The following is a 22,191-nucleotide window of genomic DNA, read 5'->3' on the forward strand; positions in this document are numbered from 1 at the left end:
TGACAGTTTGAATGTTATTTGGTTGGCCTGACAATCCTAACGCAGGTCGGGACCACGCCACGGGAAAACCAAGAATTGCATTCCTTCCCGCAGCGACTACCCCCCATGTTGGGGTCAGCGGCACCGCACCTTCAGGCAAAACAAACAAAACGGATGGCCCGCAGCGAAGGCGGACCACCCGTCGATCATGTTTACTGCGGCTGGTAGGTGCCGTCGAGGTGACGCTCCTCCGGGCCGTTGTAGGCGGACAGTGGGCGGATCAGCGAGTTGTTCTCGTACTGCTCGATGATGTGCGCGGTCCAGCCGGTGATGCGGCTCATCACGAACAGTGGGGTGAAGAACTCGATGTCAAAGCCCAGGATGTAGTAGGACGGGCCCGACGGGAAGTCAAGGTTCGGGCGGATGTTGATGGAGGTGTTCTCGTACATGGTCTTCGCCATGATGTCGTAGATCTCCACCCACTTCTCGGCGCCCTTGTCCTTGTGCTCCGCGGCAAGCTTCTTGAACGCAGCCTCCATGGTCGGCACGCGCGAGTCGCCGTTCTTGTACACGCGGTGGCCGAAGCCCATGACGAGCTCCTTGTTCTTCAGCTTGTTCAGGCACCACTGCTCAGCGTTGGCCGGGTCGTCGATTTCCTTCATGTGGTGCATGACGAACTCGTTCGCACCACCGTGCAGCGGCCCCTTCAGCGCGCCGATCGCCGCGGTGATCGCGGACCAGGCGTCGGACTGCGTCGAGGTCACCGTGCGCGCGGTGAAGGTGGACGCGTTGAAGGAGTGCTCCGCGTAGAGAATCATGGTCTTCTCAAACGCCTCGATGTCCGACGGGATGGTTGCCGGGGAGCCTTCCTCGTCGCCGAAGACCATCCAGAGGAAGTTCTCCGAGAACCCCTTGTCTTTGCTCGGGGCGATGTAGCCCTTGCCCTGGCGGCGGCGGATATCGGTTGCGACGATCGTCGGCAGCTTCGCCAGCAGCTCGGTGCCGATCTTGCGGATGTGGTCAGCGTCCGGGGTGAACTTGTACTCGTCGCGGGTGCCCAGGAAGGACACTGCGGTGCGCAGCACGTCCATCGGGTGGCAGTCTTTCGGCAGGTAGTTGATCACCTGGATGAGTTCCTCATCGATGTCGCGGTTGTTCATGCAGCCGAGACGGAATTCCTCCGCGCCCGACTTGTCTGGCAGCTCGCCGTGCCAGAGCAGGTACGCAACCTCTTCGAAGGTGCAGTGCTCGGCGAGCTCGTGGACTGGGTAGCCGTAGTACAGCAGGGAGTTGGTCTCCGGGTTGACCTTGGAGATTGCGGTGTAGTCCGCAACGACGCCAGCGAGGCCCTTCTTGATTTCTTGAGCAGTCATGGGATGAGTCCTTTCGGGATAGTGATTGGGATGAGAGTTGAGAACGAGGGGCTACTCGAACGTGGACGAGTACGTGTCTTTCGAGTAGGTGAATACGGACTGGTCAAACTGGTTGAAATCTTCGTATTTGACCAGCTCGTACAGGCGGGACCTGTGCTGCATACGGTCGAGCCACGGCTCCTGCGTGCCGGTTTCCGCGATGTCGCGCAGCATGGCCTCGGTCTGCCCCATCGCGAGGCGGAACGTGGTCACCGGCCAAATCACCGCGTTGTAGCCAAGGTCTTGCAGGGTGCCTGCGGAGAGCAGCTTGGTCTTTCCGAACTCAGTCATGTTCGCCAGCAGCGGGATGTCGACGGCCTTGCGGAAGGTTTCGAAGTCCTTCTCGGTGTAGAGCGCCTCTGTGAAGATGAGGTCCGCACCAGCATCGGCGTAGGTCTTGGCTCGCTCAATCGCGGAGTCAATGCCTTCGATGCCAGCCGCGTCGGTGCGGGCACAGATGACGAAGGCGTCGTCGTGGCGCTCCCGGACGGCGGCACTGATGCGTCGCACCATCAGGTCACGCGGCACTACTTCTTTACCGTCGAGGTGCCCGCAGCGCTTCGGGTTGACCTGGTCTTCCAGGTGCAGCGAGGCAAGCCCTGCGGCTTCGAACTCAGCCACGGTGCGTGCTGCGGACATCGGTTCGCCGAAGCCGGTGTCGGCGTCGATAAGCACTGGAAGGTTCGTGGCGCGGGCGATCTGGCCACCGCGCTGCGCGACCTCCGTGAGCGTGGTCAGCCCGATGTCCGGCAGGCCCAGGTCGTTGGCGAGTACCGCGCCGGAGACGTAGACGCCTTCGAAGCCACCGATGTCCTCGATGAGGCGGGCCGTCAGCGGGTTGAATGCGCCGGGCAGTTTTGTAATTTCGGCGGACTCGAGTGAGGCCCGCAGCGCCAGTCGACGTTCGTTCGGCGTTGTATCAGGAACAAACATTTTAGAAAATCCCTCCTGGAATCTGAGGAGCATCTGCCTGCGCGTCCGCGTTGACCGTGATGTTGAGCTTGCTCAGGTCGGTGAGCTGCTCGAGGTTCTGCACGTCCGCAAGGAAACGGTCCTGCTCTTCCTTATCGACGATCCCCTCCGCCAGCGTGCGGAACTTCTGGATGTACTGCTCACGGGCAAATGGGCGCGCCCCCAGCGGGTGCGCATCCGCCACGGCCATCTCGTCCTCGATGACGGTGCCGTCGTTGAAGGTGATGACGGCCTTCGCACCGAACGCCTTCTCGTTCGGGTCCTGCGAGTGGTAGCGGCGCGTCCACTCCGGGTCCTCCACAGTGGAAATCTTGTGCCACAGCGTGACCGTCTCAGGACGGTTCGCGCGCTCAGGTGCGTAGGAATCGACGTGGTGCCACGTGCCGTCCTCGAGTGCCACGGCGAAGATGTACATAATCGAGTGGTCGAGGGTCTCGCGAGATGCCTTCGGATCCATCTTCTGTGGGTCGTTCGCGCCGGTGCCGATGACGTAGTGCGTGTGGTGCGAGGTATGCAGCACGATGGACTCGATATCGGCGGTGGACTTGCCTGCGTCCGCGATGGTCTGCTTCATACGTCGCGCCAGGTCGATCGGCGCCTGCGACTGGTACTCAGCCGAGTGCTCCTTGGTGTAGGTCTCCAGGATTGCACGCTTCGCCTCACCGTCCGCCGGCAGCGGCACAACGTAGGTGCGCTCTGGGGAGTGCAGCATCCACGCGATGAAGCCGTCCTCGCCTTCCCAGATCGGTGCGGGTGCGCCCTCGCCGCGCATCGCGCGGTCAACGGCTTCGATGCCCATCTTGCCCGCGAATGCTGGGGCGGACGCCTTCCAGGAAGAGATGAGGCCCTTGCGGGACTGGCGCGTCGCCGTCGTGGTGTGCAGCGCCTGGCCAACCGCCTGATAGATGGTGTCGACGTCCAAGTCCAGCATGGTGCCCAGCCCAGCGGCAACTGACGGGCCAAGGTGCGCCACGTGGTCGATCTTCCACTCGTGCAGACACATGCCCTTCACCAGGTTGACCTGGATTTCGTAGCCGGTTGCGATACCGCGGATCAGCGCCTTGCCGTCGAGCCCCTTGTGCTGCGCGACTGCAAGAATCGGCGGAATGTTGTCGCCCGGGTGAGAGTACTCCGCTGCAAGGAAGGTGTCGTGGAAGTCCAGCTCGCGGACCGCGGTACCGTTCGCGAACGCGGCCCACTCTGCGGAGTAGGCACCGTCGACACCAAAGATCTGCGCGCCACCCTCGGCAACCGGGTGCGCCTCCGCCATCACGCGGGCGGTGGCGACTGGGCGGCGACCGTAGGAAGCAACAGCGACTGCGGCGTTGTCGATGATGCGATTAATGATCATCTCGGCCGTCTCTGCGGGAACCTCTACCGGGTCTGCCGCAACCTTTGCAATCTTGTATGCGAGGTGCTCTTCAATCGGGAAATCTTCTGCCGAACGGTGCGTGCGCACATTGTGTTCGATCATCTCGGCTCCTTCGTCTTTTTCTGAAGTTCCGCATCTGCGAAACGTTGTCGATGTTGCAGCTCATACTAAGAAGCAAAATGTGATGCGGGCCATGATTTTTACCTGTAAACTTCTGCGTACAAATTCAATCGACTATGCAAACCCTGCTAACTACGCTGCATAGACACACAAAACCGAGGAAAAGCACTCATGACAAAGCTGTACGCGGGGGCAAAGATACAGACGCTCCGCCGTGAACTCGAACTCACACAAGGGGAAATGGCCCGCCGAATCGACATCTCAACGAGCTACCTCAACCAGCTCGAAAACGACCAGCGGCCCCTCACCGTCAGCGTGCTCCTCCAACTCACCAACGTGTTTCAGCTCTCCCCCACCTTCTTCTCCCCCGACGAAGACCAACGTGTGGTCAACGAACTGTCCGAACTCCTCCCCCGTATCCCACAACCGCAACTGCACGAGTTCGCACAGCGCTTCCCCGACATCGCAAATACCCTCCGGGCGCTGCCCTCACCCGAAACAGCCGACCCCGAACACCCCCACGCGTTAGTCCGCGAGTTCTTCCAAAACCACAAGAACTACTTCCACGAACTCGACGTCGCAGCCGAACAGCTCGCCGCGCACACCGCGAACCGACAACTGCGACTGACCCGGCTCGCAGCGACCTTCGACCGCGAATACGGCATCCAGGTGCGCTTCAACCAATACGCCCATGGCCCCCGCTCTACCCTGCAACACAATCAGCGCGAGATCCGCCTACGCACCGGCCTGACCGAAGCGCAGCAGTGCTTCGAACTCGCCTACCACTACGGCCGCACCGCGTTCGCCGCGCTCATCGACGAATACGTGCGCGACACCTTCAATGAGGCAACGCAACCCGAACCAGTCCAGCTTGCGCGCCACGGGCTGGCGCAGTACTTCGCCGCGGCCGTCACCATGCCCTACGCCGAACTCCTTCAGGCCGCCGAGGAAACCCGCTACGACATCGACGTCATCTCCGCGCGCTTCGGCACCGGCTTCGAGTCCACCTGCCAACGCCTCGCCACCTTGCAGCGCCCCGGCGCGGAAGCAATTCCGTTCGTCTTCGTTCGCACCGACCGGGCAGGCAATATTTCGAAGCGCCAGTCGTCGACCGCGTTTCACTTCTCACGCCACGGCGGGGGCTGCCCCTTGTGGGTCGTGCACCGCGCGTTTGAAACCTCGAACAGGGTGACGCGCCAGGTCGCCGTCATGCCTGACGGGCGGACCTACTTGTGGATCGCCCGCATGGTGCAGGGCCCCGTCGTCGGTTTCGACTCCCCGCGCCGGGAGCACGCGGTGGTGTTGGGCTGCGATATCGCGTTCGCCCAACGCATGATATACGCCGACGGACTGAACATCTCCCCCGAGTCGGCGACAAAAATTGGCCCCGGCTGCGCTACCTGCCCGCGCACATCGTGCCCGCAGCGAGCGTTTCCGGGGCCACCTGGCTCCGGGCCTAGTCCTAGCTCTAGTCCAGATCGGACTTAGCAATCAGCCTGCGCGCCGCCTCAGTAATCGAGCCCGACAGGGACGGGTAGACCGCCATCGAGTTCGCCAGCTGGCGCACGGTCAGGTCGTTCGCCACCGCGATGGTCAGCGACAGGATCAGCTCCGAGGCAGTCGGGGCGACAATCACGCCACCGAGCACCTGGCCGGAGCCCTTGCGGGCGAAAATCTTTACAAAGCCGTGCTGGAGGGAGCGCATCTTCGCGCGAGGGTTCGTCGCCAAGTCCAGCTTGTAGATGTCCGCGTCGACCTCGCCGTCGGTGATCTGCTGCTGTGTCACACCAACCGCTGCGATCTCCGGTCGGGTAAAGACCGCGTTGCCCACCGTCTTCAAACGCACCGGCGAAACCCCCTCACCCAGGGCGTGGTCGACGGCAATACGACCCTGCTGCGCTGCGACGGATGCCAGCGGCATCAGGTCGCTGCAGTCGCCCGCGGCGTAAATGCCAGCGACGTTGGTGCGCGACACGCGGTCAACAACGATGTGGCCCGACGGCGCCACTTCCACACCGGCCGCCTCCAGGTTGAGGTCCGCCGTGTTCGGAATTGAACCAATGGACATCATCACGTGCGAGCCGGTAATTTCGCGCCCGTCCGTCGTGCGGACCACCACGCCGTCGCCGGTATTCGTCACGGACTCCACACGGGCATGCTTCTCCAGGTGCACGCCACGGCCAGCGAGCACGTCTTCGAGCACGTCAGCGGCATCGGCGTCGTCGTGCGGCAGGATGCGGTCGCGCGACGCCACCATGGTCACCTTGACACCAAGCTCAGCAAACGCAGAAACAAACTCGGCGCCAGTCACGCCGGAACCGACCACGATCAGGTGCGTCGGCATCTCCTGCAGGCTGTACATCTGGCGCCAGTTCAGGATGCGCTCACCGTCCGGCTCAGCGCCCGGCAGCACGCGCGGATTCGCGCCGGTGCACACCAGCACCATGTCGCAGTCGATGGTCTCGGTGTCGTTGCTCTCGCAGCGCACCTCCACGCGGTGCGTGGTGTGCCCAACCTGCTGGTCAGCGAACCGTGCGCGCCCCTGAATGAGGCGCACACCGCGCTGCTCTAGCTGCTTCTTAATGTCACTGGACTGCTTCTCCGCTAGCGCGATCACGCGCTCATTGAGGGCACTCAACGAAAGCTGGGCCTCACCCAGTCCGTGGTTGAGGCCCATATCGTCTGCACGACGAAGGTCGGTCTTGATGTTGGCTCCGGCAATGAAACCCTTCGAAGGGACAACGTCTTTGCGGATAGCGGAGCCGCCCAAACCGTTGTCTTCCACGATGGTGATATCGGCCCCGTACTTTGATGCGACCAGCGCAGCCTCGTAACCAGCCGGCCCTCCGCCAATAATGACGATCTTCTTCGACACCTACATACTCCTCAACGGTCTTCGTCGTTCACACAAATACTTGACTATTCTACACCGCCGTATGCTGCTTCGATACCCACCAAAAGTTGCACTAGCTGAGGTTTTCCGCATATTTTTCGACGACCCCTCCGAACAACCGCACCCCCACCTCAAGGGCACGCTCATCAATATTGAGATCGCCCTGATGCAGGTCCTGCATCTCCCCCTCACCGCTCCACGCACCAAGCCTGAACATCGCCCCCGGCACGTGCTCCAGGTACCACGAGAAGTCCTCGCCGCCGGACGACTGCGGCGCGGTCACCACCGCGTGGGGGTCAATCCTGCGGCCTGCTTGAACTCCGAGTGCGGTCGCGGCGTCATCATTGAGCACCGGCGGCACACCCCGCATGTAGTCCAGGTGGTACGTACATCCAGTCGGCGCGACCACCAGGTCGATCAGGTCGGTGACCAGGTCTTCGAGGATGCGCCACGTCCCGATATCTGCCGTACGCAGCGTGCCCAGCAGCTCACCAGTCTTCGGAATGGCGTTCGCCGCATCCCCCGACTCCACGTGCCCAAACACCAGCACCGTGCCCGTGCGCGGGTCGACCCGGCGCGACAGAAGCGCAGGCAGCTGCGTAATCAACGCCCCGAGCGCGTACACGACATCCGCCGAGAGCTGCGGGCGCGAGGTGTGCCCACCCGGCCCGTTGACGGTAATGCGCAGCACATCCGACGCGGACGTGATCGCGCCCGTGCGCACACCGACTTGCCCCACGCGCAGTTTCGGTTCGGCGTGGAGCGCAAAAATACTGGCGACGTCCTGCAGCGCACCCCACTCGATGACGTCGAGTGCGCCGCCGTTCATGACTTCCTCCGCCGGTTGGAAGATGATGCGTACACCGAGCGGCAGCTGGATCGTCGATAAGGCACACGCGAGTGCGAGCACCACCGTCGTGTGTACATCGTGCCCGCAGGCGTGGGAAACGCCCGGATGTTGCGACGCGAACGGCAGACCCGTCTGCTCCGGCACCTTCAGGGCGTCGATGTCGCCGCGGAACGCGAGCCGCTTGCCGTCCTTCGGCCCCAGGTCAACGTAGAGCCCCGTGCCTGGAAAGAGGACCGGCTCCAGGCCGTGCTCGCGCAGCACCTTCGCGATGAACTCGGTGGTGGCGAACTCCTGGTTGGAAAGCTCAGGGAACGAGTGAAAATGCCGACGCCACTCCACCATCGTCGAGTGGTGTTCCTGCACCCATTGGTCTACCGCGCGCGCAATTCCTCCGGCCGTCATTGTGTTGCTCACCCTTCACCCAGCATTTGTGCGCGTGGCTCCCACTGCGCCTTATTGTGGCACTGATTCTACGCCCATCTCCACCGATTCTTGCGACTTGGAGCGTTCCGCCTCCTGCTCCTCGTCGGCCGGCAGCAGCTGCAGCGGGGAAACATCGAGCGCGGCCGCGATCCGGTAGATCGTCGAAAGCGTGGGGTCAGCAGCCCTATTCCTGTTGTAACTATTGCGCTCCAGATTAGAGAGCAGGGATCGCGAGATCCCCGCCCGCTCCGCCAGGTATGCCTGCGATAGCCCCTGCATGGTGCGCAGCGCGCGGATCTTCTCGCCTAGCGCAAACGCGTAACTGGTCCAGTACTCGTCCGAATCCACATCGGAAAACCGTGCGCCAAGACTCCCCTGAAAGAACACGTATACCCCCTCGTGTACGTAGCAAACTTCCGGTGATTATATCCGACGCACGGTGTTTTGCCTAGAGGTCAATATTGCGTGGCCCGTACAGGCGGTCTCCGGCGTCGCCGAGACCAGGCACGATGTAGGCGTCCTCGTTCAGGCCAGGGTCAATCACGGCAGTGATCAGCCGCACCGAACCGCCGTGCTGCTTCAGCCTATCGACGCCCGGCTGCGCACTCACCATGCACACACACGTAATGTCGTCTGCCCCGCGACCCTCCAACAGCTCAATCGCGTGGATGAGGGAACCACCGGTAGCCAGCATTGGGTCGACCAGGAACACGGGCTGACCGGACAGGTCGTCGGGTAGCGCCTCGAGGTACGGAACCGGTTCGTGGGTCTCCTCGTCGCGCGCCATGCCGATGAAGCCGACCTGCGCGTCCGGGATCATGGACAGCGCGGGGTCGATCATGCCGAGCCCGGCGCGAATGATCGGGACGATAATTGGGGGCTTTTCCAAACGAACGCCGGTGGCGGTTGCTACCGGCGTTTTGGTTTCAAAGGTTTCGGTTTTCAGGTCACGCGACGCTTCATAAATCAGCATCGCGCCCAGGTCAGCGAGTGCGGCACGAAACGCGGTGTTGTCGCTTCGCTCATCGCGCATCAGTGTCAGGCGGGAGGCCGCCAGGGGATGATCAACAACGGTAATTTCCATGGTTCATATGGTAATTGAAATTCACAGGGAACCGTTTACTGACTCCGTGCGTCCAACCCATATGACTACTTTCGCTTTTGACCAATCAACCATCCATGCGCACGCCGATTCTTTACGTGACGACGCGGCTGCGCTTCAGCCACTGCCCAACGTTCCAGTGCCAAGAGTGTGGCCACTCGCGGAGTTCAGCCAGGCGCTCTCACAAGCAGTGGAGCAAGAAAACGCGCGAAGTGCGGCGTTCAGCGAGGAGGCAAGCCGCGTTGCCTTCGCGATGCTCAAGGCGGTGCAAGCCGCCATCAGCGTTGATGAACGCTTCAGCAACCGTCTTCAGGCGGTGCTGTGATGGTTGCACTGGCTGCGGGCATTGACCCGATCGCGGCAGCGCAGCTCATTCTGCGACACGTCCCTGCCCCACTTCCCCAACTCTCATTCCTTTCCACTCCCAGTTTTTCTGACATCGAGCCTCTGGCCGCGTTCGTAGGAGCACACCCTGCGGGCCAAGCATTACGCAACGCCGCGAATCTGCTCGCGAAAGATCGCGACACTATTGTCAAGGTGTTCGGCCAGGCGAGCAGCCTCGTATTCTTTGCTGCTAAAGACTTAAGCAACATCGTGGTTGGGCTCATCCGAGATACCCAGCCGCTCCTACCCCTGCTGCTCAACCCTGCGACGGCAGTCGGAGCGGGGATCAAGATCGCCGCCCAGGTTGCGATGGCGGTCACCCAGGCCGGGCTCACACTCAACGGACTGGCGAACGACCTTTCCCCGCTGGCCAAGCAGCTGACGGAAATTGTTGCCCACGCCGCAAGCCAGCCGACGATCGCCGCGTCAGCGCAGGCGAAGGCCGCCATGCACGAGCTCGAGCGCCACATCACTGCACGCGATATCACCCCTCCGAAGCAGGAAGTCACGCAGCTGGCGGCTGTGCAGCAGGCGGGGCCTCCGCCCGCTCGGGGAGGCTCGGCCGCCGGTGAAGCCGCGGTCGCGGCGGCGAAGCAGCAGCTCGGCACCAGGTACGCATGGGGTGGCTCGGCACCCGGCGGGTTCGACTGCTCCGGGCTCACCAGCTGGGCGTACCGGCAGGCCGGTGTGGAGCTCCCCCGCCTTGCTCAGGAGCAAAACATTGGGCAGCAGGTTCGCTACGAAGACCTACAGCCGGGCGACCTGGCGGTGTGGGACGGGCACGTCGCAATGTATGTCGGCGACGGAATGCTCATCGAAGCCGGCGACCCGGTCCAGATGAATCCGGTGCGGACTGAAAACATGGGAATGGCCTTCAAAGGTTTCTGGCGCCCGACAGCGTGATAGATTTGCTGCATGATTACCCGTGCTATTTTGCCCGTCAAACTTTCACTGACCGACGGCGATTTCTACACCCTGTGGGCGCCAACCTGGAAGGAGCACGGCTCCGAGTGGCAGGCCTTTTTCGGCGATGAAAACTCGGTGCTCGTGTTCGAATCCCCCGAGGCGCTGCTCGCGTACATGAACAACACGCCGAAGCACGATCTGGCGGACCACCCGAAGTGGGAGCAGTTCTCCAACCAGGGCGACGACCGCGTTGTGCCGAACGACAAGCAATACTTCGACATCATCGGTGCGCCGGAGCTGCTTGCCGGCCGCCCGAGCCACGAGAACGTCTCGCACCTGTCCCGCGTGCTGCAGATTTCGCGCTCCCTCGCAGAGGTCGCGGCGGCAGAGCCTGCGCTGATTTTCTTCGCCTCCCACTCAATTCTGGGCAATGTCAACCGCGGCTCGGACCACTACCAGGGCGAGAACGGCCTGGACGAGTGGTCGGGCGTCGGCCGAGTCGTGCTGGCCAACTGGGAGGACGTAGTCAAGTCCCTCGATGAGTCGGTCCGCGTGGTGCCAACGGATTCCATCGACTCCGCTGCTGTCAGCGCCGCTGTCGCAGCCATTGAGGCCGCGCAACAGGCCCGCGAAGAAGCACAGCAGCAGGCTGCCGAGCAGGAACAGGCCGAGCAGGAATCGCAAGACCCGTACGACAACTCCGCGTGGGCACGCGCCGGCATCGACCCGGTCAAGGTCTCTATCCAGGGCAAGAGCGTCTACACGCTGCGCACCTACCTGGGCTCCAACCCGGTATTTTTAGGCAAGTACGGCGAAATCTTCACCTTCCCGTCCACCAAGCACCTTGGACGTTGGATCATCGAGAATGATGACCACGACCTGGCTGGCATCGCCACCTGGTCTGACCTGGTCACCCTGGCTAACGCCGGCGAGCTCGATGTCACCGTCCACCCGGATAACTCCTACTCCTTCAACGGCATCGCGCAGGACATCAAGCAGGGCGTTGATGCCGTCGATACCAAGCAGATGGCGAAGGCATACGAACTGCTTGCCGACGCCGCCGACTGGGCAAAGGACGACTCGCTCAACTCTTTCCTGTTGGCAAACCCACGTATGCAGGACTACCTGGCATACATGCTCGGCTCCACCGAAGCCGCAGGCTACGTTCCGTCCGCACCGTTTACGGATAAGGCTGAGGCGTGGAACGAGATGGAGCTGCAACTCATCAAGCGCTTCTCCAAGTTCTAGGCAAGTTCTAGGCGTTTCTGAGGCCGCCGAAGGGCCGGAGCCCGGCACACGTAGAATGTGCCACCATGGACCAGGTCGATCCGTTAATCTCCGCTATCTATCGTTGGTTCGATGTCTCCGGTGTCTTACTGATGGGCGTCATCGGTGGCACCATCGCGCGTCACCGCGGCTACGACATCATCGGGTTTTTCTTCATCGCCATGCTCTCCGCCCTCGGCGGAGGCATGCTTCGCGACGTCCTCATCAACGAAGGCACCGTCGCCGCAATGAGCCAGCCGGAATACCTCATCCTGGCGTTTACCGGCGCGGTGATCGCGCGGTTCACCTACTTCAAAGGGCGGGCGTGGAGCGTGCTGGAAAGCCACGGCGACGCCTTCGTCTCCGCGCTGTGGGCGGCAACGGGGGCGTCAAAAGCCCTGGCGTACGGGCTGCCGGTCCTGCCCGCGATCATGATGGGAGTGTTCACTGCGACGGGTGGTGGCATGATTCGCGACGTCGTCACCGGCCGCGAGCCAAGCGTGTTCGGCAACAACCAACCGACAGTCATTCCGGCTGTGGCATGCTCCGTCATCGTGCTGCTTGGCCACGCCACCGACCACATGGCAGTCGGGATGGTGCTCGGCCCGATTGCCAGCTTCGCGCTGTTCCTGCTCGGCTACTACGGCAACTGGCGGATCTCTACGAACTCAGAATTCGCCCCGGTGAACCAAACTGCGGCGCACCTCGCGGAACTGGCGCGGAAGGCGGAGCGGCGCTCACGCAGCATCGCGCGGGAACTCGAGCCGACTCGCGTGCGCTCCTGGCGCCACCGCCAGATGGAGAAGGCGCTCCAACGCAGGATCGAGTCGGAGGTCAAGCGCGGTAAAGGACGTTCGGAGGCCGTCCACGAGGCGGACGCGTTCCTCCAGGAATTCACCTCCCAGTTCGAGGCGATCAACGTGGAGGACGGCCAGGATGTGGCGGAGGGGGCGTCGACAAGCGAGTCGTTGCTCGATGGCATCGGGATGGACCTCACGGGCGACTCCTACGACGAAGAGCAGCACTTGGACCAGTCCGCGAGCAAGATGCTCGACATGATCCTGCAGGACGACAAACTCACCGACGAACTCATCGAGCGGCTAGTTAAACAGTACGAGGCCCGCAACTCCTAGAGAGCCGTAGTGCCGAAGACCCAACCGGCGCCGAAGGTGATGGCAAGGCCGAGTGCGCCACCGATAACCAGGCGCAGCACGGCGCGCGTCACGCTCGCACCGCCGATGCGCGCAGAGACCGCGCCCGTCGCCGCCAGCGCCACGAGTGTCACGATGAACGTCGAGGCCACGCGCCACGAGTCCGGCGGAAGCAGCACCGCCGCCAGCGGCAACAGTGCGCCGAGGAAGAAGGAAATGAACGACGCGATGGCGGCCGACCACGGGTTCGCTAGGTCGTCCTCGTCGATGCCGTAGTGCATTTCCAGGTGGGCCTTGATGGGGTCCTCTGCGGTGCGCTCCTTCGCCACCCTCAGCGCCGTCTTCGCGCTCAGACCGGACGCGACGTAGCCTGCCACGAGGTGCTCGAACTCCTCGTGCGGGTCCTCCTTGTGCAGCTCGAGCTCGCGCTCAATGAAGGCATTTTCCATGTCTCGCTGTGAGGACACGGACACGTACTCGCCGAGCGCCATCGATACCGCCCCACCGATCAGGGCGGCGATGCCCGCCGTGGCGATCGCGGGAACGTTCGGGGTAGCACCCGCGACGCCGACGACCACCGCGGCTGTCGACACGATGCCATCATTCGCGCCGAGCACCGCCGCGCGCAGCTTGTTCAGCCGCTCATTCATGCCTTCCACTGCAACCATGCGCTACATGGTGGTCCAAATAAGACACCTGCGCAGCGAAGCGCAGCCTCACCAATATCGCGGGTGACCTGGCGTACGATGGCCTGCGATGAACACTGCAAAACGGATCGCAAGCGCCGTGTGCGCGCCTCTGTGCATCGCCCTCGTCGCCCCTGCCTCGCTGGCAGTCGCGGAGGACACGACAACCACAACGACGGTCACTCCTCGCCCCGGGTTTTACGACGACTACGGCAACTGGGTGCCACCGGTCCGCCTCCACGCGCCGGACACAAACAATTGCGAGCGCTCCCTGTGGCCACCCGAACCGGTATCGGCGTCCGAGGCTCGCGAAACCGAAACCCTTCAGCCCCTGCCCGTAACCTACGAAGGCCCATGCGGCATCGAGGCTCCTGAGGGGTTCCACGTCGACGAGGGGGTGCTCGCGTCCGCGTGGCTCGTCGCCAACCTCGATACCGGGGACGTGATCGCGATGAAGGATCCGCACGGCAGGTACAGGCCGGCGTCGATTATTAAGGTGCTGCTCGCGCTCGTGGCAATTGACGAGCTGCCCCGCGAGCAGCGCGTTGTTGTCAGCGAGGAATCCGCCGGTCAGGAAGGCTCCGCCGTCGGCATCGGCGCAGGTGGCGAGTACACCGTCAACGACCTGCTGCACGGCCTGCTGATGGCCTCGGGCAACGACGCCGCCCACGCCCTCGCCCAGGCGCTCGGGGGCGACGACGCCACCCTGACCAAGATCAACGCGAAAGCCCGAGCGCTCGGCATGACGGATACGCGCGCAACCTCCTACTCCGGCCTGGACCGCGCTGGAATGTCTACCTCAGCATGGGATATGGCGCTCGCCTACCGGGCCGCGTTTTCCAACCCGACGTTCGCCGAGATCGCGGACACCGCCTCCTACCCCTTCCCCGGCTACGGCGACATCCCGGGCTACGAGCTGTGGAACGACAACCAGCTCTACCTCAACGACCCTGACGGCATCGGCGGCAAGACCGGCTATACCGACGACGCGAACCACACCTTCGTGGGCGCCGTCAACCACGAAGGCGCGCGGCTGGTGGCAGTCGTGCTTGATACGACGGTGGACAGGATGCGCGCGTGGCAGCAGGCGCAGTCACTCCTCCACGAGTCCTACGCCTACGCCTCCGAGGGCCACACCCACGTGGCGTCGCTGAACCCTGTCGAGGGAACGCCGACGACAACATCGCAGCCGACCGATACCGCTGATGAGCAGCCTGGAACAGCAAAAAGCCAGGGTGGCATTCCCTGGCTTTCCATCGCGCTCGTCGGCGGCGTGCTGGTGGTTACCGCACTCGCCGTCGCGCTTAGTTTCGCGTCAGCAAAGAAACGATCCCGACGCCAATAGCACCAATCGCGGCCCCAATGCCTAGCGCCTTGCCCGATGCCGAGGCGCTGCTAGCAGGGTCCTGGTACGCGCCCGCGCGCACATTAATGATCGCGGACTCCGGGACCTCAACCGGCTCGAGCTCCAACGACTCCTCTGTAGTTGCGGTCCAGGCAGAAACGTAGAGCACAACGCGCCAGATGAGATAGAGCACCACCATCAGCACAATCACTGGGCCGAAGATCGCGCCGGCTGGGTTGCCCGTCGCCGAGCTGACGATCACGGTTGCGAACTGCTTCACCAGCTCGAACGCGACCGCGCCGAGCAGCGCGCCCTTCAGGCCGGACTTCATCGGCACCTTCGTGCGCGGCATGTACGTGACCATCCACCACATAACCAGGAAGTTCGCCAGCACACCGACCAACAGGCCGACGGCCCACACCACGAGGCGGGCCCCCGGGAAGTCACCGAGACCGAAGTGCTCCATCGCCTGCGAGGTCCAGGAGGATGCACCTACAGCGGTCACACCGAACGCCACGATGAAGAGCAGAATCAAACCGATCAAGCCCAACAGGTCCGTCAGCTTCTTCACGACGAAGTTTCCACCATCATTCGCGTCAAGGTTCCACATCGCCGAAACGCCGACTCGCAGGTTGTTCATCCATCCCAAGCCGGACCAGAGGGTTGTGAGCAAACCGACACCTGCGACGGCTCCACGCTGGTCGATCGCTGCCTGTAGCAACTCGTTGACGGTCTCGCCGAGTCCCCCTTCGAGGTTCTCAGTGATTTGGTCCTGCACCTGCTGCATGATGTCCGGGCGCCCGTTCAAAAACATACCGAGGGCAGCGAACAGCAACATCGCCAGCGGGAAGAGTGACAGTACCGAGAAGTACGTAATACCTGCTGAAAGCTGGTTTCCGCCCTGCGCGGAGAAACGCTCGTTCATCCGCATCAGGTGCCCGACCGCCGGAGCCTTCTTCGCAATCTCGTCCGCAGCGCCCTCTGTTTGCTGCTTCGTGGCGCGCTCAATGCCCTGCCGATCGGTGTACTCCGTCTGTGGCGACGTCGAAGTGGCCATCACAGTCCCTTCCCTACTTCTGGTTTGTTACGTTAAGCACACCATCGTAGAGGAAAGGTCCACCATCTAGCCACCGAATTATTAGGCTCCGGCCAGGAACCCGACTTTCTCGTAGACGTCTTTGACCAACGGCGCCGCGATTTCTCGGGCGCGCTGCGCTCCGTCTGCGAGGATGCGTTCCAGTTGCGCGCGGTCGTTCATGAGCTCGTCGTAGCGGGCGCGAAGTGGCGTCGTAAAGGCTTCGAGTGCATCCGCCGTATCCACCTTCAGTGCGCCGTAACCTTTGCCCTCGTAGCTGGCCGCCAGCGAGTCAATCGGGGTGCCGGTCAGCGCCGACTGGATCACCAGCAGATTGGATACGCCGGGCTTGTTCTCCTTGTCGTAGGCGACGACGCCATCGTCGTCCGTCACCGCGGAACGAATCCGCTTCGCGGACACCTTCGGATCATCCAGCAGGTTGATCAGACCCTTCGGGTTCTGCCCAGACTTGCTCATCTTCGACGTCGGATCCTGCAGGTCATAAATCTTTGCCGAGCCTTCCGGAATCAGCCCCTCAGGCACCACGAAGGTGGAGCCGTAGCGGGAGTTGAAGCGCTCAGCGAGCGTACGGGTCAGCTCGAGGTGCTGGCGCTGATCCTCGCCAACGGGCACGAGCTGTGGCGAGTACAGCAAAATATCGGCCGCCATCAACACTGGGTACGTGAACAGGCCCACAGAGGTGCGGTCCTGGCCCTGCTTCTGGCTCTTGTCCTTAAACTGCGTCATGCGGCTGGCCTCGCCGAAGCCGGTGAGACACTGCAACACCCAGGTCAGCTCCGTGTGCTCCGGCACGTGCGACTGCACGAACAACGTGGACTTCTCAGGGTCAATACCGAGCGCGATCAGCTGTGCGCAGCCCGCGATGGTGCGCTCGCGCAGCTCTTTCGGATCCTGGTCGACCGTAATCGCATGCAGGTCCGGGATGAAATAGAACGCGTCGTACCCGTCTTGCAGGTCAATCCACTGCTTCAACGCCCCGAGGTAGTTGCCAAGGTGGTAGGAGTCTGCCGTGGGTTGGATTCCGGAAAGTACGCGCTGTTTTTCAGTCATGCCTACTTACTGTAGACCAGACTGGAACGCGCGCGTGCGCTACCTGTCTCCCTGCCCTATTCTTTTTCCTCTTTGTCGGCCCTGTTGTTTGGCCGCGGGTCGGTGCGTCGCATGCGCTTGATGCCGCGGTAGACCTGGCGCGCCCCCGGCACCATCCGCGCTCGCCGGTAGAAGTAAGAGGTCAGCGCGTACTTCGGGTCGATCTCGGCGACGCGCTCGTCGTCGTACACATAGACCGGCAGTGACCAGCCACGCTTCAGGGAAACCAGGCGGATACCCAGCACGAGCAGCACGGTGACAATGACGTTGACCCACTCCGGGACCCCCACCATCATCATGAGCCACCACGCCACGGTGCCAATCACCGCCGCCGACGCATACAGCTCTTTCCGGAACACCAGCGGCACACGATCGGAGAGGACGTCGCGAATGATACCGCCGGAAACACCGGTGGTGATGGCGGCCACGCAGGCAATGATGAACCCGTGGCCGTTCTCAATCGCGATTCGAATACCAACAACAACGAACGCGGCGAGCCCGATGGCGTCGGCAACTAAGAAGCCGCGACGCAGCTGGTGCATCAGCCAACTAATGCGGACAGTCAGTACGGAAGCAACTACGACGAGCAGCAGGTACTCGGGTTTTTCCACCCACACCATCGGGTAAATCCCCAGCAGCAGGTTGCGCACCGTGCCGCCGCCGAGCGCGGTCAACGCGCCGAGGGTGATGACCCCGAAGAGGTCCATGCGCATGCGGCCCGCGGAGACAGCCGCGGTCATGGCCTCTGCGACGATACCGATGATGAACAGCGCGGTGATGAGCTGATCGGTGCTGACTGCGTCCATATTAAATGTCGTATTCCACGATGAGTGGGGAGTGATCCGACCAGCGCTGCTCTACCGTCGGTGCCTTCTCCACCCAGCTGCGCTGCGCGCGCTCGAGCATGGACTTCGTTGCGGCCTGGTAGTCGATGCGCCAGCCGGCGTCGTTGTTAAACGCCTGGCCGCGGTAGGTCCACCACGTGTACGGCGCGTCCTCGGGCTGCAGGCGGCGCGCGACGTCAAACCACTGTGGGTTGTCATTCGCTTGTCGACGCCCCTCCGACTCATACTCCACCGCCCCAGCCCACCGGCTTGCCTCCTTGTCTTCGAGGTCCTGCGCGGCGTCATCCGGGAACGCACCGAAGACGGAGTCCATGAACGCGCGCTCGTCGGGCAGGAAACCGGACTTCTTCCGGTTCGTTTTCCAGTTCTTGAGGTCTTCGCGGCGGTGGCAGATGTTCCAGTCGCCTGCGATCACCATGTCGGGGTACTTCGCGGGCAGCTCCTCGAGCACCGGGCCGAACTGGTCGAAGAAGCGGTACTTCTCGTCCTGCTTGGCGGTCTCCGCGGCGCCCGACGGCAGGTAGAGCGACGCCACCCGCACGCCATTCTCTAGCGTCGCCGCAAGGAAACGCCCCGCATCCTCGAAGCCCGGGATGCCAACGCTTACCTCAGATAGGGGGGTTCTTGAGAGAATTCCCACACCCGCGCGGCCTTTCGCGCCCGGAGTCTCCGCCGGGGCGACGGCGAGGTGCCACCCCTGCTCAAGTGCAGGGGCCAGCGCGAGCTCGGTTTGTTCCTGCGTTGCCCGCACCTCTTGCATCAGCACGACGTCGACAGACGAGGCGTCGAGCCATGCGTGCATCCCGTGATTGAGCTCGTTGCGGACCTTCGTTGCCGCGCGGATTCCGTTGACGTTGACCGAAGCAATGCTTAAAACCATGCCCATGACCCTACCTTTCCCCGCTAATACAAGACACGCGGTATGTAAAAGCTGTACGCTGTGGGTTTAGGCAACACATTTGACGCGATACTTAAGGAGAACCATGGCTCAAATCATTTGGACACGCACCGATGAAGCGCCACTGCTGGCAACCTATTCCCTCAAGCCAATCGTTGAGGCATTCGCCGCTCAGGCGGGGCTCGATGTCACCACCGCTGACATCTCGCTTGCAGGCCGCATCATTGCGCAGTTCCCGGAGCGTCTCACCGACGAGCAGAAGATGGACGACGCACTTGCGCAGCTCGGCCAGCTTGCTACTACCCCCGAAGCGAACATCATCAAGCTTCCGAATATCTCGGCTTCCCTGGTCCAGCTGAAGAAGGCCATCGCAGAGCTGCAGGCCGCTGGCTTCGACCTGCCGGAGTACCCGGACAATCCTTCCACCGACGAAGAGCGCGAGGTCCAGAAGCGTTACGACGCCGTGAAGGGCTCCGCCGTGAACCCAGTCCTGCGCGAGGGCAACTCCGATCGCCGCGCGCCGGAGGCCGTCAAGAACTTCACGAAGAAGCACCCACACTCGATGGGCGCGTGGTCGAAGGACTCCAAGACCAACGTTGCGACCATGGATGCTGGCGACTTCCGCCACAACGAGAAGTCCGTCATCATGCCGGCGGCTGATTCCCTGACCATCAAGCTGGTCGCCAATGATGGCACCGAGACCGTCCTCAAAGACTCCCTGGCCGTTGAGGCTGGCGAGGTCGTGGACGGCACCTTCATGTCCGCCAAGGCACTCGACGCCTTCCTTCTCGACGCCGTCAAGCGCGCCAAGGAAGAGGGCGTGCTCTTCTCCGCCCACCTGAAGGCAACGATGATGAAGGTCTCCGACCCAATCATCTTCGGCCACGTCGTCCGCGCATACTTCAAGGACGTCTACGACAAGTACGGCGAGACCCTTTTCGCTGCTGGCCTGAACGGCGAGAACGGCCTGGGCGCGATCCTCGATGGCCTTGCTGGCGTCGATAATGGCGAGGAGATCCGCGCGGCCTTCGAGCAGGCACTGAAGGACGGCCCGGCGTTGGCGATGGTCAACTCCCACAAGGGCATCACCAACCTGCACGTACCATCCGACGTGATTATCGACGCCTCGATGCCTGCGATGATCCGCACCTCGGGCCACATGTGGAATGCTGCCGACCAGGAGCAGGACACCCTGGCGACCATCCCGGACTCCTCCTACGCGGGCGTCTACCAGGCGGTTATCGACGACTGCCGCGCCAACGGCGCCTACGACCCAACCACCATGGGCACCGTGCCAAACGTCGGCCTGATGGCGAAGAAGGCTGAGGAGTACGGCTCCCATGACAAGACCTTCAAGATCCCTGCCGACGGCAAGGTGCAGGTTGTCAGCAAGCTTGGCAACGTCCTCATCGAGCACGACGTCGAAGCCGGCGACATCTGGCGCGCATGCCAGACCAAGGACGCCCCGATCCAGGACTGGGTCAAACTCGCGGTCAACCGCGCACGCCTGTCCGGCATGAAGGCCATCTTCTGGCTCGACGAGGAGCGCGCACACGACCGCAACCTCATCGAGCTGGTGAACAAGTACCTGCAGGACCACGACACCGACGGTCTGGACATCTCCATCATGAACCCGGTTGAGGCGACGAAGGTCTCTGTTGAGCGCATCCGCCGCGGCGAGGACACCATCTCCGTAACCGGTAACGTCCTGCGCGACTACAACACCGACCTGTTCCCGATCCTCGAGCTGGGCACCTCCGCGAAGATGCTCTCCGTCGTTCCACTGATGGCTGGCGGCGGCCTCTTCGAGACCGGTGCCGGCGGCTCCGCGCCGAAGCACGTCCAGCAGGTCCAGGAGGAGAACCACCTGCGCTGGGACTCCCTCGGCGAGTACCTCGCGCTTGCCGAGTCCTTCCGCCACGAGAAGAACACCAAGGGCAACGAGAAGGCAGGCGTCCTCGGTGACGCGCTGGACCACGCAACGGAGACCCTGCTCAACGAGGGCAAGTCGCCGTCACGCAAGGTCAACGAGATCGACGACCGCGGCTCCCACTTCTGGCTGGCACGCTACTGGGCTGAGGAGCTCGCCGCGCAGTCCGAGGACGCAGACCTGGCGGCCACGTTCGCTCCGGTTGCTGCAGCGCTGGCAGAGAACGCCGAGACCATCGACGCAGAGCTGCTCGCGGTCCAGGGCTCCCCTGCCGACTTGGGTGGCTACTACTGGCCTGAGGAGGCCAAGGTCACTGCCGTCATGCGTCCGTCGGCAACGTTTAACAAGGTGATTGACGGTTTGAAGTAAACCCTCGGTTTGATCGGCCCCGGTTGCTGCGTTTTCGCGGCGGCCGGGGTTTCGTTTACGGTTCTTAACCTGGCGCCCAGGATGGCAACCCCCACGTGGTAACCAGAGGATGGTAATCTGCCGAGTAACTGGGCCGACGGCGACCACCTCTACTCGGCTGATTACCGTCCTCTGGTTACCATCCTCGGCGAAGAGCGGGCTGCGGGTGTGGTGGCGTCGAGTAGCAGGTACTCACCCGAGGGCTGCCCGGCGGCCAGCGATGGTGTCGCGGACCTCGCGGACGAACTGATCGGGGTACCGACGCAAGAAGGATGGCGAGTAACGCAGGAAGACGTAGCCCCTGTTGGCGATTCTCTTCTGCCGCTCGAACTCTTCCTGGCGAGCGCATTCGGCATTGGGTCCTTGGTACTTCACGTTGCCGTCGATCTCGATGAGCAGCCAGCCGTCGACGCAGAGGTCCGCGTAGCGTCCAGCCACTTCGTACTGCGTAAACAAAGGGCCGATCCCGGCGCGGATCAGCAGGGCGCGTGCGAAAGATTCGTAGGGCGAACCGGAATCCGCGACACAGTGCCGGATGCACTCCCGGACCACGGCAACGCCCTTTAGCCTGCCAAGTTGGGATGCCTCCCGTTCAAGAAGTTCAAACGTAAACCCACTACACCGAAGGTAGTCGGCAGCGACGAGCCCTTCGACGAAGCCGTAATGGCGGGCGATGTCAGCAAACGTTCGGAAACCGTTAGTAACCCGGTGGCCGTCGCGCAACGAGATTTCGTTGCTACGCAGCACCATGCGCCGAAACATTATCCCCTCCCGGTTTCGGCGAGATGGCGGGCTCCCCCTCGAAAGCAGACACAGTTCGACGGGTTCTTCCGTCGTACTGATCACCCAAATGCCGTGCATGCGCGCGGCCGATCTTCCGACCAACACCGCTTCCCTGCTCATCATCGCAGCAGCTTCGACGCGCAGCCACTGACGTTCGTGGAACCTCAGCTCTTTCCAGCCCTTCTCTGCATACACAATGCTCGTGTCGAGCACCCGATACGGCCCTCGGAGTTTGTCGAGTTCCTTGTGGGAAAGAACCCGCTTGTCCACAATCCCCCGCC

Annotated in this window: 20 protein-coding genes; 7 read left to right on the forward strand and 13 right to left on the reverse strand. The window is 62.7% G+C overall.

What is annotated here, in order from left to right:
• Positions 1–191 precede the first annotated feature (191 nt).
• The 3 genes from BJP06_RS02640 to prpD are packed head-to-tail and all read right to left on the reverse strand — an operon-like array spanning position 192 to position 3,837.
• Entirely contained in the window at positions 192–1,352 is a 1,161-nt protein-coding gene (locus BJP06_RS02640) for a bifunctional 2-methylcitrate synthase/citrate synthase (protein ID WP_071572723.1), read from the reverse strand.
• A gap of 51 nt (positions 1,353–1,403) precedes the next feature.
• A complete protein-coding gene (gene prpB / locus BJP06_RS02645; protein ID WP_071572724.1) occupies positions 1,404–2,324 on the reverse strand; it encodes a methylisocitrate lyase in 921 nt (306 codons plus the stop codon).
• A 1-nt stretch (position 2,325) separates the two neighbouring features.
• Positions 2,326–3,837: a 2-methylcitrate dehydratase PrpD gene (gene prpD / locus BJP06_RS02650; RefSeq protein ID WP_071572725.1), complete on the reverse strand. Its 1,512-nt coding sequence runs from the start codon at positions 3,835–3,837 to the stop codon at positions 2,326–2,328.
• A gap of 189 nt (positions 3,838–4,026) precedes the next feature.
• Here prpD and BJP06_RS02655 point away from each other — a divergent pair, with 189 nt between their 5' ends.
• On the forward strand, positions 4,027–5,343 hold the full coding sequence (locus tag BJP06_RS02655) for a short-chain fatty acyl-CoA regulator family protein (RefSeq protein WP_071572726.1): 1,317 nt from the start codon (positions 4,027–4,029) through the stop codon (positions 5,341–5,343).
• On the opposite strand, the gene BJP06_RS02660 is transcribed toward BJP06_RS02655, so the two are convergent.
• The 4 genes from BJP06_RS02660 to upp form a co-directional block, all read right to left on the reverse strand.
• Positions 5,324–6,730 carry an NAD(P)H-quinone dehydrogenase gene (locus tag BJP06_RS02660; RefSeq protein ID WP_071572727.1) on the reverse strand — a complete coding sequence of 469 codons (1,407 nt, stop codon included), beginning with the start codon at positions 6,728–6,730 and terminating at the stop codon, positions 5,324–5,326. The two genes, BJP06_RS02655 and BJP06_RS02660, sit on opposite strands and share 20 nt — an antisense overlap.
• A gap of 91 nt (positions 6,731–6,821) precedes the next feature.
• Positions 6,822–8,000 (reverse strand): amidohydrolase, encoded by a 1,179-nt coding sequence (locus BJP06_RS02665; protein ID WP_071569330.1) that lies wholly within the window; start codon positions 7,998–8,000, stop codon positions 6,822–6,824.
• A 51-nt stretch (positions 8,001–8,051) separates the two neighbouring features.
• Positions 8,052–8,369, reverse strand: coding sequence for a helix-turn-helix domain-containing protein (locus BJP06_RS02670; protein WP_071572864.1), 318 nt, complete (start codon positions 8,367–8,369; stop codon positions 8,052–8,054).
• Between the two features lie 100 nt (positions 8,370–8,469).
• Entirely contained in the window at positions 8,470–9,105 is a 636-nt protein-coding gene (upp, locus tag BJP06_RS02675) for a uracil phosphoribosyltransferase (protein WP_071572728.1), read from the reverse strand.
• A gap of 61 nt (positions 9,106–9,166) precedes the next feature.
• Between upp and BJP06_RS02680 the strand changes: the two genes are divergently transcribed.
• The 4 genes from BJP06_RS02680 (at position 9,167) to BJP06_RS02695 (ending at position 12,812) form a co-directional block, all read left to right on the forward strand.
• Positions 9,167–9,448, forward strand: coding sequence for a hypothetical protein (locus BJP06_RS02680; RefSeq protein ID WP_071572729.1), 282 nt, complete (start codon positions 9,167–9,169; stop codon positions 9,446–9,448).
• Entirely contained in the window at positions 9,448–10,410 is a 963-nt protein-coding gene (locus tag BJP06_RS02685; RefSeq protein WP_071572730.1) for a C40 family peptidase, read from the forward strand. Before BJP06_RS02680 ends, BJP06_RS02685 begins: the two co-directional genes overlap by 1 nt.
• 12 nt (positions 10,411–10,422) lie before the next feature.
• Positions 10,423–11,661, forward strand: a complete 1,239-nt coding sequence (locus BJP06_RS02690; RefSeq protein WP_071572731.1) for a hypothetical protein — start codon at positions 10,423–10,425, stop codon at positions 11,659–11,661.
• A 65-nt stretch (positions 11,662–11,726) separates the two neighbouring features.
• Positions 11,727–12,812 carry a trimeric intracellular cation channel family protein gene (locus BJP06_RS02695; RefSeq protein ID WP_071572732.1) on the forward strand — a complete coding sequence of 362 codons (1,086 nt, stop codon included), beginning with the start codon at positions 11,727–11,729 and terminating at the stop codon, positions 12,810–12,812.
• Here BJP06_RS02695 and BJP06_RS02700 read toward each other — a convergent pair.
• On the reverse strand, positions 12,809–13,498 hold the full coding sequence (locus BJP06_RS02700; RefSeq protein WP_071572733.1) for a VIT family protein: 690 nt from the start codon (positions 13,496–13,498) through the stop codon (positions 12,809–12,811). The two genes, BJP06_RS02695 and BJP06_RS02700, sit on opposite strands and share 4 nt — an antisense overlap.
• An 88-nt stretch (positions 13,499–13,586) precedes the next feature.
• Between BJP06_RS02700 and BJP06_RS02705 the strand changes: the two genes are divergently transcribed.
• Complete coding sequence (locus tag BJP06_RS02705) at positions 13,587–14,861, forward strand: D-alanyl-D-alanine carboxypeptidase family protein (protein ID WP_071572734.1); 1,275 nt, start codon at positions 13,587–13,589, stop codon at positions 14,859–14,861.
• Here the strand turns inward: BJP06_RS02705 and BJP06_RS02710 are convergent.
• The 4 genes from BJP06_RS02710 to BJP06_RS02725 all read right to left on the reverse strand — a co-directional run bounded on the left by BJP06_RS02710 (position 14,821) and on the right by BJP06_RS02725 (position 18,771).
• The gene (locus BJP06_RS02710; protein WP_070477651.1) at positions 14,821–15,918 is read right to left on the reverse strand and encodes a YhjD/YihY/BrkB family envelope integrity protein; all 1,098 of its coding nucleotides are present in this window, start codon (positions 15,916–15,918) and stop codon (positions 14,821–14,823) included. The genes BJP06_RS02705 and BJP06_RS02710 overlap by 41 nt on opposite strands.
• A gap of 81 nt (positions 15,919–15,999) precedes the next feature.
• Positions 16,000–17,007, reverse strand: a complete 1,008-nt coding sequence (trpS, locus tag BJP06_RS02715) for a tryptophan--tRNA ligase (protein WP_071572735.1) — start codon at positions 17,005–17,007, stop codon at positions 16,000–16,002.
• Positions 17,008–17,063: 56 nt separating this feature from the next.
• Entirely contained in the window at positions 17,064–17,852 is a 789-nt protein-coding gene (locus BJP06_RS02720) for a trimeric intracellular cation channel family protein (protein ID WP_071572736.1), read from the reverse strand.
• Position 17,853: 1 nt separating this feature from the next.
• Positions 17,854–18,771 carry an exodeoxyribonuclease III gene (locus BJP06_RS02725; protein WP_071572865.1) on the reverse strand — a complete coding sequence of 306 codons (918 nt, stop codon included), beginning with the start codon at positions 18,769–18,771 and terminating at the stop codon, positions 17,854–17,856.
• 103 nt (positions 18,772–18,874) lie between these two features.
• On the opposite strand from BJP06_RS02725, the gene BJP06_RS02730 reads away from it, so the two are divergent.
• A complete protein-coding gene (locus BJP06_RS02730) occupies positions 18,875–21,088 on the forward strand; it encodes an NADP-dependent isocitrate dehydrogenase (protein WP_071572737.1) in 2,214 nt (737 codons plus the stop codon).
• A gap of 231 nt (positions 21,089–21,319) precedes the next feature.
• On the opposite strand, the gene BJP06_RS11665 is transcribed toward BJP06_RS02730, so the two are convergent.
• Positions 21,320–22,180 (reverse strand): hypothetical protein, encoded by an 861-nt coding sequence (locus BJP06_RS11665; protein WP_143110521.1) that lies wholly within the window; start codon positions 22,178–22,180, stop codon positions 21,320–21,322.
• Between the last annotated feature and the right edge of the window lie 11 nt (positions 22,181–22,191).

The organism is Corynebacterium sp. NML120713 (assembly GCF_001875735.1).
Taxonomy (GTDB): domain Bacteria; phylum Actinomycetota; class Actinomycetes; order Mycobacteriales; family Mycobacteriaceae; genus Corynebacterium; species Corynebacterium pseudogenitalium.